General features: G+C 52.4%; 15 protein-coding genes. 3 read left to right on the top strand and 12 right to left on the bottom strand.

Annotation, left to right across the window (positions count from 1 at the left end; translation table 11 throughout):
- Positions 1–82 precede the first annotated feature (82 nt).
- From ABJM11_RS00185 to ABJM11_RS00135, 11 genes are all read right to left on the bottom strand, one after another.
- Positions 83–304 carry a hypothetical protein gene (locus ABJM11_RS00185; protein ID WP_348296557.1) on the bottom strand — a complete coding sequence of 74 codons (222 nt, stop codon included), beginning with the start codon at positions 302–304 and terminating at the stop codon, positions 83–85.
- Between the two features lie 392 nt (positions 305–696).
- The gene (locus ABJM11_RS00180) at positions 697–2127 is read right to left on the bottom strand and encodes a diguanylate cyclase domain-containing protein (protein ID WP_348296556.1); all 1431 of its coding nucleotides are present in this window, start codon (positions 2125–2127) and stop codon (positions 697–699) included.
- 437 nt (positions 2128–2564) lie between these two features.
- A complete protein-coding gene (locus tag ABJM11_RS00175) occupies positions 2565–3557 on the bottom strand; it encodes a chemotaxis protein (protein ID WP_348296555.1) in 993 nt (330 codons plus the stop codon).
- A gap of 29 nt (positions 3558–3586) precedes the next feature.
- Positions 3587–5386, bottom strand: coding sequence for a sensor domain-containing phosphodiesterase (locus ABJM11_RS00170; protein ID WP_348296554.1), 1800 nt, complete (start codon positions 5384–5386; stop codon positions 3587–3589).
- Between the two features lie 54 nt (positions 5387–5440).
- Positions 5441–5767 (bottom strand): DUF3135 domain-containing protein, encoded by a 327-nt coding sequence (locus ABJM11_RS00165; protein WP_348296611.1) that lies wholly within the window; start codon positions 5765–5767, stop codon positions 5441–5443.
- A 189-nt stretch (positions 5768–5956) separates the two neighbouring features.
- Positions 5957–7534 carry a methyl-accepting chemotaxis protein gene (locus ABJM11_RS00160; protein ID WP_348296553.1) on the bottom strand — a complete coding sequence of 526 codons (1578 nt, stop codon included), beginning with the start codon at positions 7532–7534 and terminating at the stop codon, positions 5957–5959.
- 251 nt (positions 7535–7785) lie between these two features.
- A complete protein-coding gene (locus tag ABJM11_RS00155; RefSeq protein WP_348296552.1) occupies positions 7786–8298 on the bottom strand; it encodes a hypothetical protein in 513 nt (170 codons plus the stop codon).
- On the bottom strand, positions 8298–10985 hold the full coding sequence (locus ABJM11_RS00150) for a hypothetical protein (protein WP_348296551.1): 2688 nt from the start codon (positions 10983–10985) through the stop codon (positions 8298–8300). Before ABJM11_RS00150 ends, ABJM11_RS00155 begins: the two co-directional genes overlap by 1 nt.
- The gene (locus ABJM11_RS00145) at positions 10982–13075 is read right to left on the bottom strand and encodes a hypothetical protein (protein WP_348296550.1); all 2094 of its coding nucleotides are present in this window, start codon (positions 13073–13075) and stop codon (positions 10982–10984) included. The genes ABJM11_RS00150 and ABJM11_RS00145 overlap by 4 nt, the downstream gene beginning before the upstream one ends.
- Entirely contained in the window at positions 13072–14265 is a 1194-nt protein-coding gene (locus ABJM11_RS00140; RefSeq protein ID WP_348296549.1) for a tyrosine-type recombinase/integrase, read from the bottom strand. The genes ABJM11_RS00145 and ABJM11_RS00140 overlap by 4 nt, the downstream gene beginning before the upstream one ends.
- A 46-nt stretch (positions 14266–14311) precedes the next feature.
- The gene (locus ABJM11_RS00135) at positions 14312–14710 is read right to left on the bottom strand and encodes an HNH endonuclease family protein (protein ID WP_348296548.1); all 399 of its coding nucleotides are present in this window, start codon (positions 14708–14710) and stop codon (positions 14312–14314) included.
- A 679-nt stretch (positions 14711–15389) separates the two neighbouring features.
- On the opposite strand from ABJM11_RS00135, the gene ABJM11_RS00130 reads away from it, so the two are divergent.
- Both ABJM11_RS00130 and ABJM11_RS00125 read left to right on the top strand, forming a co-directional pair.
- Positions 15390–15533, top strand: coding sequence for a hypothetical protein (locus tag ABJM11_RS00130; protein ID WP_348296547.1), 144 nt, complete (start codon positions 15390–15392; stop codon positions 15531–15533).
- A gap of 17 nt (positions 15534–15550) precedes the next feature.
- Positions 15551–16168, top strand: a complete 618-nt coding sequence (locus ABJM11_RS00125) for a hypothetical protein (protein WP_348296546.1) — start codon at positions 15551–15553, stop codon at positions 16166–16168.
- A 115-nt stretch (positions 16169–16283) separates the two neighbouring features.
- On the opposite strand, the gene ABJM11_RS00120 is transcribed toward ABJM11_RS00125, so the two are convergent.
- A complete protein-coding gene (locus ABJM11_RS00120) occupies positions 16284–16520 on the bottom strand; it encodes a hypothetical protein (protein WP_348296545.1) in 237 nt (78 codons plus the stop codon).
- 382 nt (positions 16521–16902) lie between these two features.
- Between ABJM11_RS00120 and ABJM11_RS00115 the strand changes: the two genes are divergently transcribed.
- Positions 16903–17163, top strand: a complete 261-nt coding sequence (locus tag ABJM11_RS00115; protein ID WP_348296544.1) for a type II toxin-antitoxin system RelE/ParE family toxin — start codon at positions 16903–16905, stop codon at positions 17161–17163.
- The last annotated feature ends 118 nt before the right edge of the window (positions 17164–17281 follow it).

The following is a 17281-nucleotide window of genomic DNA, read 5'->3' as shown; positions in this document are numbered from 1 at the left end:
AGACACCTTGCGGAGCAGCCAGAGCCATGCGTGAAGCGAGATCTGATAGCTGCCGGCATTATTACTCACGCCCCTTCGGAGCCTACTCTCGATCTTCCATGAAATCTTCGGAAACACCCTCGTCTGAGTCAAAATATTCATCCCAGACGGGGTCGAGTGGCCGCTCATAGCGTATGACGGAGCCTTTCAGCCGCTCCAATGGGGTCAGTTCCTGCGGTAGCATCGTGGCTAGTTCGTCGGCATGGGCCGACTCAGCATCAAGGCCTGCCAACAGTTCTTGCTCAGTGAACGTTTTCTTTTTCATAAGACCCTCTTAGCTCGCAGTAGCCAACACCACATGTATCATTTTAGCAGGCGGTCAGCTGCGGCAGCTATCCAGGAAAGACTTAATCCAACTGGCTTCCGGCGGCGAGGGTTTGAGACCGTACTGCTGCACAACGCGGAGAAATCTCGCCACATAACCGCACTGGGCTGACGGTGGCAACCATTCTTTCGGGCCCTTGGCGCCTTTGCTGCGATTCAAACTTAGTTATACGAAGCAGGAATAACTGAAATTTGTTGCGATCCTTTCTGGAAACGTCTGAATATCTGAGAATTTAATTTCTTACAAGCAATATTTTTCGGGCAACGTTTTCTGCGTGTGCAGCCCAAGAAATTCCCTCTTATTCCGGACTTGATTGAGGACTTGGAGGTACGCTAGCCGAAAAAATTAAAGTCGTTCTTTTTCCTCTGTTTCACGGAATACATGGCCATGTCCGCCCGTTCTACCAGCGTTTCCGCCTCAGTCCCGTCATCGGGGAAGATTGCAATCCCGATGCTGGTTCCCATGGATACACGCAGGTCGGCCCCGTCAAATTGAAAAGGGGCTTCGAGCGAGTCCAGGAGTTTGCGTGCGACCGTTGCGGCGTCCTTTTTTTCGGCGAGCGAGGGTAACAGAACCGTAAACTCATCACCGGCATAACGGGCCAGAGTATCCCCCTCTCGCAGACAATGTGTCAGACTGACGGCGACTTTTTGCAACAGCTGATCGCCAACCCCATGCCCGTATGTATCATTTACCGCTTTGAAATCATTCAGGTCAATAAAAAGCACTGCAAGCTTCTGCCTATTCCGCTTTGCCTGACTGACACCCAATGTAAGTCGGTCCATAAATAGGCTCCGATTCGGTAGCCCGGTCAGAATATCGTGAGAAGCACGAAACTCCATCAATGCCAGCGTCCGTTTGCGTTCCGTGATGTCTCGCGCAATACCTAAGAAAAGAGGTCTCACTGGGGGGTGCTGCCAATAAGTGAGCGCGATGCTCGCCTCAGGCGAAGGTACCACAGTAACGTCGCAGTCAAGGTAACCAATAACACCATTATTTGTTTTCAACTGGATCTCTTGGGTTATTGGCTCTCTTGCCTCGTTCTTACCAAATAACTGTGTAAGTTTTGAGATGTCACCCTCATGGACGAGCTGAGAGAACGATTGGCCAATCAGATCCTCCGCCGGCAATCCTAAGAGGTTCTCGGCATAATGATTCAGGTAGTTGATGCGCTTGCGCTCATCCAGTAAAAAAACCAGTTCCGGAAGATGATCAAGTGTGTGCTTAAAAAACTCGCCTGTTAACGGGTTAGTCCACCCCCCAGCCGCCTGTGAATGTCCCTGCCGTCGCTCCAAAACCGTGCCAACGACAACCCGGATTAATTTATCCACATCGTAGGGTTTTCTTAGATAATCGCAGGCACCCAGCTTGAATGCTTGCCTGACGATGCGGTAGTCGGAATGCCCGCTGATAATGATGACCTGAGCGTCAATGCCGGTTTCTCTCAACCAAGCCATGATCTCTAAACCGCTCTTTCCAGGCATGCGGATATCCAGCAATATCAGATCGTAGGCATTCTCTCGAAATTGCTGACAGACGGCGTCGCCATCCTTGGCACCGTCGACCTCAAACCCCTTGTCACGCAATATCGAGCACAAACTGCTGAGTAACCACGGTTCATCGTCACCTACGAGCAACCGCCCCACATACTCTGACGTCCTGCCGGTGACGTTAGAGACAGGGCTATAATCATCGCTGAGGGATTTTTCATTGTAGTTTGGCAAGATTGATACCCGCACATTGGAGCAAATCGCTTGCTCCAATGATCATCCTAATTGTTCCAGTATGTACATCCCTACGTCACGAAGAAAGGCCAAAGGAGCTATCTCCGGCTCTTCCCCACAGGGCTGAAATGCAAGTGTCCAAGAAGCGGTTGCCGCAGCAAAACCAACGTGTCGTGTTGTCATCGGCGGAGGAAGGCAGATACGATTGACAGTGCATAGTTGGCGCAAACAGTGTCGATAACAAGAAATGCCCGTGCCAGGTAACCATACCACCGGGAAAGACTGATCCCCGAAACCGAACCGATAATTGTAGTGGAGACGCACTGCCCGTCCAAAGGCTCAGTGCCCATTACCGCAACCAAGCCTAATAACCAGTGTAGGTACAGCTCTGTAAAGAAGATGATCTCTCGGCAGCATCAGACACGCCTATGGGCGTCTTAAAACAATGGTAGTCCACGCCCTGAACCAGAACACCGTCACCCAATGGCTTTGGTCGATCCAACAGTCTCCATCACAAAGTTCGCAAGCTTATCGGGATCAAACTTCTCAAGGAAGCCATCGGCTCCGACTTTTTCCACCAGGGATTTGTTGAAAACACCAGTAAGCGAGCTGTGCAAAACAACGGGGATACCAGACATGGCTGGATTAGCCTTCACATTCGAGACAAACGTGTAACCATCCATCCTTGGCATTTCAATGTCTGAAATAATGGCCTGATAAACATCCGCAAGCGACTTCCCTTCAGCGATGATTTGCTCCAGATGAAGGTAGGCCTGCTCACCGTCATTAAAGGTTTCTACTTTTAGTCCCATGTCGGTAAGAACACGAGTCAGTTGTCGGCGTGCTACTGAAGAGTCATCAACAACCAGTATCGGATAAAACTCCTTACCCTCGCTTGTCCACTGTCGGCTTTTCTCGGATACCGTTTCAGATAGATTGCCGCCCATATCGGGCGCAAGCTCAGCCAATACCCTTTCGACATCAAGAATGCCCACAATGGTGTCATCCAACTGGGTGGTCGCGGTCAGATAGTGCCCACCGGGAAGACCGTTAGGAGGTGGGATTATCTCCGTCCAGCTACGATTCACGATGCGATCGACGCTCTTCACCAGGAAGGCCTGAATTTTCTGATTGTATTCGCTCACAATGAGCAACGGTCTGGTCGCATCCTCGGAGACCGCATCGTTCTGGATATCCAGGGCAGCCTGACGCAAACCACCAGCTACTCCAGTGGCAGTCTCCATGTCGATGACGGGGATGGTTTCACCACGTACATTCATGATGCCAATGACATGCGATCCTACATGAGGGACATCAGTGAGTTTCGGGCAGGGAATAACCTCTCGAACTTTGAATACATTGATTCCAAAAAACTGATCATTGAATCCAAGCTTGAAAATCAGGAGTTCCAAGCGGTTTTCGCCCGCCAACTGGGTCCGTTGATCAACACTGCTCATTGTATTGCTCACTTATTTCCACCCCTTTTTAAATTCATTTTCTAGGCTTGGCCCCGGTCTGTGATTGTACTGGTCAGTAATTCAGGCACTTTGCATGCCGTAATCGGCCGGCCTAGCAAATAGCCTTGAATCATATCGCAATCAAGTTTGGCCAATAGCTGGCGCTGCACTTCGTGCTCCACACCTTCCGCAACGACCGTTAGTTCCATGGCATGAGCAATGCGAATGAAGCCGGACAAAATTTCCAGGCTTTTCCTGTTATCGGGCAGTCCATCAACGATGCTCTTATCGATTTTGAGGGTATCCACGGGCAATTGGCTAAGATGATTCATGGATGAATACCCGGTCCCGAAGTCGTCAAGCGCCAGTCTTACGCCTTGGCTCGATAATTCCCGCATCGTAAGAAGGGTTTGGTCGATATTCTGGATCAAGCTTTCCTCGGTCAACTCCAACGTCAAGCGGGAGGGAGCCAGGTCAACCTCACGGAGCAGACTCAAGACTGATTGTGCGAACTCTGGATGATAAAATCCCGCAGCAGGAATATTGACCGCGACGCGAATCGGTTCGTGCCGGGGATCTGTTTTCCACGTCCGTGCCTCCAGACAGGCCAGCCGCAATACGTAGTAAGTTAACTGGTGGGAAAGCCTGACATGCTTTTCGGCTATGGGTACAAACTCGCCTGGGCTAACGACACCCAACTCCTCATCCTGCCAGCGAGCCAATGCTTCAAACTTTATTACACGGGTGCCATCCGCGGACCAGATTGGTTGGTAGTTCAGGGTGACCTGGCCATTTGTCAAAGCTGTACCGAGGCGGTTCCGGATCAGATGGCTGCGCCTTGCACTGGCCTCCCCGCTGGGGTCATAGAAATCAATCTGGGCGGTGGATAACTTACAGGCTCGCTGCGCACGATCTATCAGAAGTCGAGCCTCCCTACCGTCAACTGGATAAACACTGATACCAATACTGATTTCAGGGCGCAAATCGCGACCGGCAAATTCAACGGGTTCGGTCATTATGCCCATAATCCGCTGTGCCATTGTCGACGTCGATTGTCTTGAGTCGAAAGGCACGACCAGAGCAAGGCGGTCAGGAGCCACCCTTCCTGACCCCAATATGCTTTCTTTGTGCGTTACAAGTCGATCGACAAACACTTGCACCACGTAATTCCAACCATCACCTCCGCTCAGGCTTGCGATTGCTTCAAAGTTCTCTATATGCAAGTGCAGGATGGCCAACTGGCTCTGCTCAGCCTCCGCCGCTGTTATGAAGCCTTCCAGATTTTCCTCCAGTAGCCTTTCGCCAGGCAGGCCGGTAAACGAATCCCGCAAAGTGGAATCCCGAAGAATCTGCCAGTCGGTCTTCAGCGCCCTGTCGCGATCGATTTCCAACTCCACAAGTCGAGCAAGCGCTTCAAGCTGGTCTCGTTGATTTTTACTGAGAGACCGGGGTATGTAGTCCACCAGGCACAGGGTTCCTACGGGCTGACCATTCGGGCCGTGCAGAACCGAGGCCGCGTAAAAGCGTATTGGCGGTGAGCCCTTGGCCGCTGGATGACTTCTGAAAAACTCATCCTCAAAGGTATCCTCAATCTCAAGAAAACCCCGCCCAAGAGTGTACTGACATATGCTGTCTGTCCGTTTTACTTCAGGAACGTCGGTTCCGATTTTGGATTTAAACCATACCCGCTCATGGTCAATGAACGTAATGAAGGCGGTGGGAACATCGAACACGACTGAGGCCAGGCGTGTATGGCGATCAAACCGCTCTTCCGGGGGCGTGTCCAGAATGTTGAGAGACGACAACTCATTGAGACGGGCGGTTTCATCAAGTGGTTTCATAATTCCGGACCTAAGGCTTCAGGGCTGTTAATGTCACACGAAAATCACCAACCTCTAATCCTTTGAGGAATTAGAGGTCCGAAAAGGCAGAACACCGTTGTTTTTCCGAACTGTTGACTCAGAGGGCTCTTTCTTGCGACGTACCACCTGTTGGAGACTGAGCACCGAGTCGTACATCATGCCCTGAAGGTCCAGCAGTGCCTTCATGGGGCTTCGCGCTACCCGCCGACGGGCCTCAATCGTAAACTGAAGCCCACGCAGCCGGCGCTGGAGGCGTTTCGAACTGCTGCAAATCGAGTCATCAATCAACTCCTCACGCAATTTCTCAAAGGCTTCCGGATCCCGCTGGGCCAGATCCTTGAGTTCATCGAAGTTGGGCATATCCACAACGTTTCTCACTCTTTGCGTTTGAACAGCATCGATGCCACCAACCGCCCCCAAACTTTCTGGAAAGTCACCTCAAAAAGGGCACACCCGTGACAGCCAGTTTCCTTGCAGTAATACTCAAGTGCATCTCACGAAGACCCGGCCCGATGCAGAGCGGGACCTCCGCGTTACTTTCCCTCTGGATCACACCTTAAACCGGGCAACCTGGCTATTCAGCCCCTCAGCAAGCCGCGCCAGCTCTTCACTGGCAGCTGAAACCTGCTCGGTAGAAGCGGCAGACTGATCACCCACATCGCGGATCGAGACGACATTCTGATTGATCTCTTCGGCCACGGAGCTTTGCTCTTCAGCCGCCGTTGCAATCTGACTGTTGTACTGTCGGATCTCTTCAACCGCTTGCGCCATTTCCTGAATGACCGTACCGGCCAGTTGCGCTCGCTCAAGTGTCTGTTCCGCGAGTTTATTGCCAGTCTCCATACTGGAAACCGACGTTTCGGCACTGCTAACCAGGTTGCTGATCAGGGTTTCAATCTCGGCGGCGGAGCTTTGGGTGCGTTGAGCCAGTGACCGCACCTCGTCGGCCACCACCGAGAAACCTCGCCCGTGCTCGCCAGCACGGGCGGCCTCTATAGCGGCGTTCAGTGCCAGCAGGTTGGTCTGGTCGGCAACCGACTTGATCACGTCCAGCACAGTTGCAATGTTGTTGGTTTCAGTTTGCAGACCGTTGAGCTGTTCCATCACGTTGGCGCTTTGTGTATTCAGGTTTGCGACCAGTTCCAGGGTTTCCCGGACGGCCTTTTCACCATTGCCGGACTTCTCGCTGGCGTGATTGGCGGCCTCAAAGGCCGCTTCCGCACTTTTTGCCACATCATTGACCGTCGCAACCATCTCATTCATCGCAGTGGCCACCTGGTCGGTCTGGGCTTGTTGTTCTGCCACACCCTGGCTGGTCTGGTTGGTTACCGTGGAAAGCTCTTCGGAGGATGAAGCTATGCCGGATGCACCGCTTTCGATTTCACGAATCAGTTCTCTGAGGTTGGTGATCATCGTGCCAAAGGCTGCGAGCAACTGACCGAATTCATCGCCTCGCTCACTTTGAACGTTCACCGTCAGGTCGCCCGAAGCTACCTTGTTGGCGATGCTGACTGCCTCATTGATTGGTCGGGTAATGGATCGGGTCAGGGTCCACGCAAGAACGATCGCTAAGAGGAGGGCAATCACTGTCACGATAATGACTTCAGCAACAGCAAGGTCGTATATGTCCTGTAATTCTGTCTCCTCGCCCTGTTTCAGATCCTCCATCGAGTCGATGGTACTGCCTGCAACAGAGTACGTCTGCTTTTCCAGAGATCGGGCAATGTCTGCCGGACCGGAGATGCTGGTTTCATACTGTTTGAGCAATTCCTCATAAGACCGAACACCGTCCAGGATCTGTTCTGCCTGCTGCCTGTCTTCGCTGCCAGTGTCTTGCATATCAATCAGGGGTGTCACAGCCGCTTTAGCCTCATCGAGGTACTTGATCGCGCGCTGGATGTATTTCGTGTCCTGTGTGATTGTGAAGTTCTTCTCGGCCCGCTCTGCCTCCAGCAACGCAATTTCTGAGGCGTTGGCGTACTTTAGTATCAAAACGCCGCGATTATAGTCATTGAGTGACAGAATCCCGACGGCAGAGACGATGGCCAGCAGGATGAGGAGAACAGCAAAGCTGCCTGCCAGTTTTTTACCAACGGCAAGGTTCCCGAAAACGTGTTTTAGCGGCATGAGGCATGCGTCCTTAAATTATGTAGCAATAAAAAAACTAGATGTATACCGTAAAGTTATTTGCACTTACGAACTTTGTCCTGAACTGGATTTGTCTTGGTAGTCAATGAAATCCATAAAATGGACAATGTGAGGGTTTGATGGCTGGATGTGATGACCGAATGGGCTTGTCTTGGACTTCCCTCGTGCCGACCCCATGTCAGCCACTACCACAAAAGGCCTCAGTTTCGACTTCTGAGGTCCATAAATGATCATGAGATCCCCAACTTCTTTTTTATGGGCAGAGGCAATCCCGCGTAGATTTCATCCAACGGCTCTGCTGCCAAAGACTTCAATGTTTCGTTTTCAGCGCGCAACTCTCTGACCAGGTTAAGGAGGTCATCCTTCCGGCTTTTTCTGACTCCGGCGGCTGTGGGATGTTCAGCCTGCTTCAATTTCGCGCTTTTGGCGTCCTCCAGATTTGCGTTTATTGCATCGAGGTACTGCCTGAAATGGGGTGAATAACTCGACGTATTCATGAGCGTTGCGCGATTCATGCCGAGTGCCGCGGCGACTTCTGAGCCCTTGATTTGATAAGTTTTCTTCACGAGAAAATCCGTAGGCGTGCGGTGACGCCGAATGTAGAGGGCCTTCTCTCGTTTCATATCCTCAACACACTGCCAGGCGGCAGCACTGGCGTTTCTGTCGGACACCCAGTCTGGACGATCTTCGAGCCCTTTGTTGGCCCCTGCCTCCGCACGCTTTCTTAGATACTCCATCACCATTACACAGCCCTCGACTTGTAACTGGTTAACACGTATTCAAGCTCAGGTAGTGCCTCGTGGCGGGCGTTGAGCGTCCGGACGTGACGTGTGACATTGCGCACCAGCTCGAACGAAGGCTGTTTGAAAATGTCCGGGACGACCGGGTTGTTCAGAACCTCAACATGTGACGCAATTTGAAAAAGCGTCCACTCAACATTGGTCGTCTGCATCAGATTATGGACGCACCCCAGGCACAACTCCGGGGACGCATTGTGACGCATCGGTTCACCCTGTTCGGCACATCTGGCCCTATACCGGGTCCGCCGCATCAGCAAACAATACCCCCAGGGATTCGCTTTGATGTTTTCAACCTCTATGGTTGCCAGTTGATCGGCCAATTCCAGCTGTTGCTCCGGGCTCTGGACGCGGGTCTGTCGGAGGAGGCGGCGCAGTAACTTGTTCATTTCACCGGCGTAGCCTTTGCCGTGATTTTTAATGTAGTTGTGGACAAACGAGTTAATGACGCGGATCTTAACCAGTTGGTGGCCTGCGCGGTTGTCTTTATCGCGGATGTAAGCCAGCCACATGGTTCGACTGATGTGTTTAAACTGGCTGCGGATCATCCAGCCTGCATCACCATCAAACCGTCGGTAAATCGCCTCTGCCCACATGTGGCGGAACGCGTGGGGGCTTGGATACAGTGCTTCGCCCAGCGCTTCGCTGTGGATCCTTTTGGATGTTTCCCCCGATCGGCACTCGACGTCACTGAGCGAGGCAAGCCAATTCCGTGTTTCATCCGACAGGTGAGTGTCAAGCAAAGCCCGCCAGTCTGGCCGCAGGGTACCGTTACGGTATTGGTTCACCCAGTCTTTCTTGTCGCCGACAGATTTCTGGAAAAAGAAAGCCAGCCGAGGCCATTCTTCACGGGTTCGGCGATGCGCCTCTCGTAAATTCCCGTCTATTGTGAGTTCGTTCCATTCGTCGGCGGAGCGCAATACCAAAAGCCGTTCCCTTTCCCGGTACTGACCCATCGTCAGCGAATCGCCGGATGCTTCAACTTGCGCCAAATCTTGCCACGACTCCCAGTTATCGACCAGTTCAAAACCAGTATAGTGCTGGACGTAGTGCGGCCACAGGCCACTGACGGCTCTGAGCACTGACTCTTCAGACTGAGAGGCGATTTTTTTATTGAATGTTCCATACAAACATGGCCGGTCATTGTCAGAGCCATGCATACGCCCCAGGCGCTCAGCGATAGCAACTGCACTGAAAGTAACTTCCCGTAACTGTCGAACTCGTCCGGATGTCTTATAAACGTACCAATCTACCTGATAGCGATGCGGGAAGGCATACTGATCCAGCTTGTCCACGTTTCGGTTGCGCTGGATGTCAGAATAGGAAAACCCGAACTCGCTTGCTCGCCATCCGGTCAACGCCACCACACCGACTAAGCCAGCCGACGCGACCAGTTCAATGAATTGGCGAGGCAGACTGTAGCCGCCTTTCGTCTTTTTTCCGCCCTCGTATACTGTTCCTTCGAGGCCAAAGGATTTAAAAAATGCCACCGTGGGCACAAAAGAGCCACTTTGGTCACAGCGTTGTTTCATGGCATCGAGATTTTGCAGGAACAAGTGCCAAGGCACCGGCCTCGGACATTCCCCCAGAAGGTACTGCGTTTCCTCGATATCCTCCCGGCGCAGCCAATCCCAGATGATAACCCGCAGGCGGTCTACGGTCTCCGGTGAGGGCATAAGCCCGAAAGCCTCGGCAACCTGCTCTAGCACGTTTTCTTTCAGGACGTGATGTTCGAAACGCGCCTGGCGGTGAGCTTCCAAGAAGTAATCCACAACAGCTGTCTGCATCCGCTGCCCCAATGCTGGCGAACTTGGCCATATCTCGGTGACCGGTCGCCCCTCAAGGACCCGGGAGATATGAGCCCTGACAGATGTCTGGCTCACGCCCAGATCCGTGGCAATCGTCGCAAAGTCTTGCAGTGTTTGACTGAGGGCGCAGGCAAGCGCGGCGTGCTCCTCAAAAAAATTGAGACAGTGCTCCACATAGTATCTTCCATGATCCAATGTAAGCAGGTTAAAGGATTGGCCTTTTTTCCAATCCTGGTAGGTCAGGTCATTATCCGTCAGTTCAGGGATCAGCTCCTTGAACTGCTTCCTGACATGAGTTTCCGTCACATCCCGAGAAATCCAGTCGAGGCCCAACTCCGAAGTGGCGTCTTTCAGCGCTTGAAGGGGCATGAGAAACGTCATGTCCATTTGACTGCGCACGGCTTTCAGCGGCGAGGGGCGTCCCCCTCTCCAATTGTTCGTTAGCATGAAGGCCAACACCTCTCGGCTGTTTTCGCGGGTGAGGCGGGCCAGGTTTCTTCGCGCCAAGGCGACCATCCATAGCCTCAGTCCTTTCAGTCTTCTTGTGTAGCTGTTGACGGTCGTCGATTCGGCGAGGGACAGCCAGATCCCTTTGGAGAGCGAGACGGGATCAATGCCCTGTTCCCGCACCCAGTCTGGATAGACCTCAGACAGTGCCAAAACAGTGTCAAAGTCGACTGTGTAACATTTTCCCCTCAGGTTGATGAATTGCCATACGTTCTCAGTGAATTGATTACTCCGGTTACCAGGCAAAGCGTTGAGACGTGCCTGCAATTCATTGAGATCCCCTGGGTTCCGATGCCGACGTGCTAACGTTGCGGTCATTCCACAGTCTCCAGGAGGTAATCAAACAAATTGGGTAGATGGGGCTTGAGGTTGGCATATTGTTTCTGGGCCTCAGCAGCAGAACGCATACGGGCCAGATTGCGCGTCATCCATTCAACGCGGATCAACAGCGTGCGCTCGACCCAATCGGGCCGGACTGCGAGCATTTGCGGTAGCCGAGCCTCGGCTTCGGCGATCGTATGAATAAATAGCAGCGCCTGCTCCACTGTGTCAGGAACGAGGATGACATCGTCGTTTTGGACCCGTTCGATCGACTGATCTATCGAATGAACTCGAACGTCCTCTGAACCGGTGGCCTCCACCACGCGAGTGCTCAACTCCAGATCGTTCACCGCTGCCGCCATCGCGGAGACGGATGGTTGGTAGACAACATTCTGAAGATCGTTCAGAACCAGGCGGGTGACCCGACCTGCACGGTTGACGAAATCCTTATTGGCGTCGGTCAGATAAGCATGCTTTTCGGTTGCCGAAGTGTGCGAGTGGTGGTTGATCAGGTCACCGTCACGGTAACGATCCGACCCCGCATGGACGGCAGTGGTCTTCACATGCGTGAGAGAAAATATGTGCTGAGGAAGCGGGCGCGCGACCGACTCACGGTACGTCCCTATATTATTTCCGGGTATCTTTGCGAAAATGCCCACGGGCTCGCTGCCCTGATTCAGCGCCAACACGGCGTCCAGAAAAATCGAACTGGCACCGGCACGCCTTAAAGCTGCGTCAATCCGCCGCTGGACGCGAGGCAATTGCCAGATTCGCCACAAGAAAGAGATATCTCCTTTCTGCGCGAAACCTTCTCTAATGTCCGGCATCGCTTTTTCTGACATAACGTTGAATTGGAAAACAGGGCTAGAGACCGGCAAACCTGTTAAGTAGCGATATTGGGCTTTTGTCCAGCAATCGGACGCCATCAGAATCGCTGGTTGCCGAGTCGAGCTGGCGCGGCCCTTGTAGTAACAACACTCCATCGCAATCAGGCGACCGGATTGATTGAATTCGAGTGCGTAGTCCGTTGTTTTCAGTTTGGGAATATCGGTTGGCTGCACCGCTTCACAGGCAACCAGCCAAGCCATCAGGCGCTCCTCAAGAGGGGAGTAAGCGTGTTGATAATCCGGATGATAAATGGTGGGAGACCGAGCCCAGGACCGAATACGTTGGCCGCAGACCCGAGGCATAGAGGCCAAGCTTTCAATGCCGCTCTGAGATAACAGCGTTTTGATAGACCCTCGGTCAGAGGGGCGGACCAAATCCAGCCACAGCAGTTCTGTCCATACGTCTCGCGGCTGCCCTGCGGAATCAAACGAACCAAAACGCCTTAATACCTTGTAGTTCCATTTACGAAACCAGTTCTTCCCGCAAGCAGGTTCTTCAAACGTTGTGATGGGGTGTTGCTGCCATTCCGCCCGGACGTCCAGCAGATGAAGTAGAGTCTCGGCAATCGTCACCCGAAAGCTCAAAAACAATCTGCTTGGGCTTTCCAGTTGAAGGTGTTTTTGCTCACCGAGAACAGATCGCAGCCAGGGCAGATTGAACCAGTCCGTAAGGGTATATGGCTTAGCATCCCCTCCTTTTGAAGGCTTTGACACCTTCAGTAGTGTCTTTAGATAGCCGAAATCCTCGTCAGTCAGGCCGGGGCTAGCCAGGGCCCTGTTCATAACTGCGGTTAAGAATTCTAACGGGCTGCGCTTCTGGCCCTGCTGATTCATGCAATACGCTTCGTAGGCCTTCAGGCAATCGTAACGATTGATATCCCTGCTTTCGTAACCCGTTTCATTCACCCAATCTATGAATCGTCGTATGGCGTCCGAATAAGCTCGTCGCGATGTCTCTGTAAGGCCATGAAACCAGTCTGATTGAAATGTGGCGGAGGCCCCCTGGAAAATGGCTTCGTGAAATTTGTTTTCCCGGGCCAATGCTATGATCTGAGTGGTACCAGCCTGGGTGTTGTATGTGATTCGAGTGGGCTTAATCGATGTATATGTGGGTTGTTCCGGCAGCGTTTGATCGAATGCTTTAGCCATATCGTCCGCTGCATGCGCCAGCTCAGCCACTCCGTCCAACTTTTCACTCACCTCCCACCCTCCAGTTCTAACATTTGGAGTCTCATGCGGATGTACCGAGTTGTGACCGATGAGGCATGACCGTTTCGCCCGATGGTGTGCCGGAGTCGCTGGGCAACAACAATAAGCGCTGCCGATTCCGAGCGTGTTTCCCGGCCGTCAGGCCCCGTGAGTTCTTCATGAAACAGTTCAGTTGCGAAGGTATGGCGCAGATCGTGAAAACTCAGATTGGGGTGCAAACCAGCCTCACCAGCCCTCTGTCGAAACCGTCGGGAGGCGTGCCACTCGCTGATGCCCGTACCGAGAAATCGCGGATCCGTTCTGAGAAAAAAGCTTTCATCCGCACCTCCGCTTTCGTCAATCAGCCACTGGCGTTCGGTACTAAAGTACCGCCTCATATCGGAAAGCAACTCTCTGTCAAAATACACCCAACCACTCTTGCTGTTTTTGGCATAGCGACCCTCCAGCCAGTAGCCAAACTGCTCGACGTGGTCGTATGCTCGGTCGTCCAACTGTTTGAATAGAGGACTCAAGGCGGGTGTGCGCAGACCCTGTAACTCCGCCGTCCTGAGGCCCACCTCGAACCCCATTCTCATCATGAGTTTTTCAGCCAGCGTTTCACAATGATTCAGCAATGTGAGACGCGCGTGTCTCGGAACGTAGTGGATGTAATGTTGTTTGGTGTTCCGTTCCGCCATGGCTTGCCGGGTCCGTCGATAAACGCGCAGCGCCAGGCGTGGAGAAAATTCCATGTAATGCAGAAAGTTATAATAAGCGGTGAGTGCTGATAGATGGGTCTGGAGGGATTGCGCCGATTTAAGACGGTTTGAAAGCACCTCATTGAGGTAATGATTCACGAATCGCTCACTACAGGACGAAGAGGCATGCAGTCCCGCCGTTTGATGATTCAGCCGACATTCTTCCAGGTAGCCCAGAAACTGAGCCAAAACGTAGACATAGGCTCGTATCGTCGCATCGGACACTTCTCGTTCAACCAACTCATATAGCTTGCTAGTGCGCCCATGCAACGTTCCGTCGGATAATTCTCGGATTTCAAAAACAGCGCTGAATCGAGCTAGAAACGTAGTGAACATAAGCGGGAGAAGCGGTGGTTTGCGCCGCTCATTGAGGATAAGCCAGAAGGGCTCAAAACGGTGACCGTTAAACTGATAATCGACTTGCTTCTCTACGCAAACTGTCACATTGCCACCGGCACTTGAATGGTCTTTGCATACTTTGCCGATCCGACTACAAAAGCAATGCTTTTCCTATTCGATGTTGGTCTTTCGAAAAGCCCGCCTCGACTGGCCACAGATTCACCGGGTCATTGGCGAACTGCTCGCGCTTCTCCCTGGCCCAGTCACTGGCTCCCTGATCCCAAGCCCATTTCAGTGGCACGACATGGTCGATGTCGATGTCGCTGCTGTTCTGGATAACCTTTCCTGTGAAGGGGCTGATCCAGCGGCCTGTGAGGGCCCTGCAGCGACTCTCGCCTGCAAACCTAACCTTGGTGGTAGATTGAGCAATCAACGCCTCTGCACGGCTGTCCTGGCAATCACCATCAGCGTCATCCCAGCCATGCCCAAACGCTGAACGTTTGTACCCTCCTGACGGATCCTGAGAGCCATTCGGTGAAGTCTGGGTCACACCCTTTGGCAACTCCCCACCTGACTCCAGGCAAGCTTCAAGAGTATCGAAAGCCGTATAGTTCTTGGTCCGCTCGTACCAGCCGCTTCGGGGCGGGTGGCACAAGCCGCTGTTGGACTTCTTTACGACAACAGCATTGGCCGAAATACTGAACAGAGCCGCCAATCCATAAACGCAAATCGGTAGGGATTTGAAAGCACTAACAAAAATGAAGAAATGTCCCCTTAGGTGTAAACATGCCACAGAGCGCCAACGTATCTGCAATCAGCTTCGCACCCATATACCCCCACAGAAGATAAGCCAATCCATGGAAATTACAGAGATGACTATCCGGTCCGCGCTCTGACTCTGTTTGATTATGATGAAAGGCCGTGAAGTCTATTCATCGATACTTGTAGGCGCAACCCAAACATTCTTCGACGAACTGGGGAAAGTCATCTGAAAAGAAGGCAGGCTGAGATAGGATTGGTGCCAGGCCTCTCCCCGGCGCGTCACACCACTGGGCAGGTGTCGCGTTTGCCTGGCATCCGTGCCGGCGTTGAGTCCCGGTCATCCTGACCAAATGACTCGGGGAAAAGGTTATCATTGTCGATGAAGAATCAATGTGAGAAATATCTTAAAGCTGCGTAGGATCATGAAGTGGACGGCGAGGCTACCGGCTGAAAAAGGAAGGGCGGTTATGAATCTTTTTGCAGGCTTCATCGGTTATTCGGCGTTCTTCGTGTCGATGTTGGTGATCGGGGGAGTGGGATATTATTTTGCCGATGACCTGGAGCGCTGGGCAAAACGAAAACTGGGCAATGAACGGCTTCGGGGCGAATGATGCGAACTGGAAACCGTATGGTCGATATTACCGCAGAGGATATCCAGCTTCTGGTCCAGGTGGGCATCTCCAAAGCGTATATTCGGAAAGCCCTACCAGAGCACCTGGAAAGCCAGGTTGACCATTTGATTGGGGCTTCGCGCTCAACCGGCCATGGCCTGTCGGACACTGAGATTGCCATTCTCCGGCGTGGCGGAGCTCGTGGGCTGGATGATTCACCCGAGGATCGGCAATGTCTCCGCGAGAGTTTGGAAGCGCTCATCAAAGAATGTCGCGCGTTCGTTACTGAGGCTTACGATACCGCTGCCGTGGCCTCATGGCTCGGCCTTTCGTCAGAAGAGGTGGCGAACAAAGCACGCGAAGTCCCACCATCATTAGCTGTGTTCGAGGTCCATCCGGGGACGTTGAAATTTCCGCAGTGGCAATTCAGCGAGTCCGGGCTCATTCCTCATATGTCCGATCTCTTGGCCGCGGCTCCCCCGCAGGTAAACGCCTTTGTCCTGGCGCGATTTATGGTCACACCACACGTTGATCTAGACATCGATACCGGACGTTTGAGTCCTCGCGCCTGGCTGGTTCGTGGCCTGGATCCGGAGCCTGTACTGGATGCTGTCAAAGCAATAATGGAGGACTGAGGCGTTCACCATAACCTCAGATTATGCGCATCGCACATACTTGGAGAGAAGAGTCAGCCTAAACTCCAAGAAGTTCCGGAAATCCTCTTAGACAAACTATGCTCAACTCGTTGCCTTAGCGGCGTTTATCAGGGAGGTGCTCAATGATTCTATCAAGACGTTGGGTAATGCCTGATACCAGATAATGAATCCATAGCATGCAGATTGAGGCAAAGAACATGATCAAACCGAGCTTGATCGAATAAGCGTATCCGAACCAAAAGCCTGGGAACAAAAGCCAGAAAAAAACTCCGCCGACTTCGGGATCTAGACGTCCAAACTGCCGTTTTCTAATCTCTGGTTCGTGATCCATGAGCGGGCTTCCTTGTAATATGACGTTGCGTAGCTTGGCATTAATTTTATGTTTTCAGTGTAGACAACCAACTGCGGGCCCGCTTTGGACAACCTATCAAAACCGCTACTCAGGTGCTCGTGGCCACCCGAGTTATCTGTTGTGGTTCAATGAAACCAGTCACCAACTTCGGCGATGATATCACCGCTACAATGCAGGGAAATTGCAAGCCCGCTTAGGTTCTTGCCGGCAGCAGCTGGGTTGTTATTCATAATTTTTATGCGCATAAAAAAGGCTGTCCTTATGCTTTTTTGGTATTTATAGAATCCTCTGTTATCATATATGATACCTTCAAGAGATGGGAAGTTGAGCGATGGCATGGGACATAAATTTTTACGGAGATGTGGAAGCCGACATTCTAGAAATGCCGGAAAAGATCCAGGCCCGGATGATCCGAATCCTGGAAATGATTGAAAAGCATGGCGCCAACCTGGGCGAGCCACACACGAAGCCTATGGGTAACGGGCTTTTTGAGATCCGGGCAAAGGCAAAGGAAGGCATCGGGAGAGGGTTTTTCTGCTACCAAGACGGTGGAGCCATTATGGTGCTTCACGTCTTTGTGAAGAAAGACAAGAAAACACCTGTTAATGGCCAATTAAAATGACCCACTACTGGCCATTAATTTTGACCCACCTCCGAGTGGCCGTCAGGCCACAGAACCAGCTACTGTCCCCGGCTTTTATCGATGGCCGGGGGCATGTCAGTGAAGGAGTGGGTTGTGA

It is taken from the genome of Marinobacter sp. (assembly GCF_039977835.1).
In the GTDB taxonomy this organism is placed as follows: domain Bacteria; phylum Pseudomonadota; class Gammaproteobacteria; order Pseudomonadales; family Oleiphilaceae; genus Marinobacter.
Note: the sequence above shows the minus strand (reverse complement) of the source record. Positions and strands in the feature narration are given on the sequence as shown.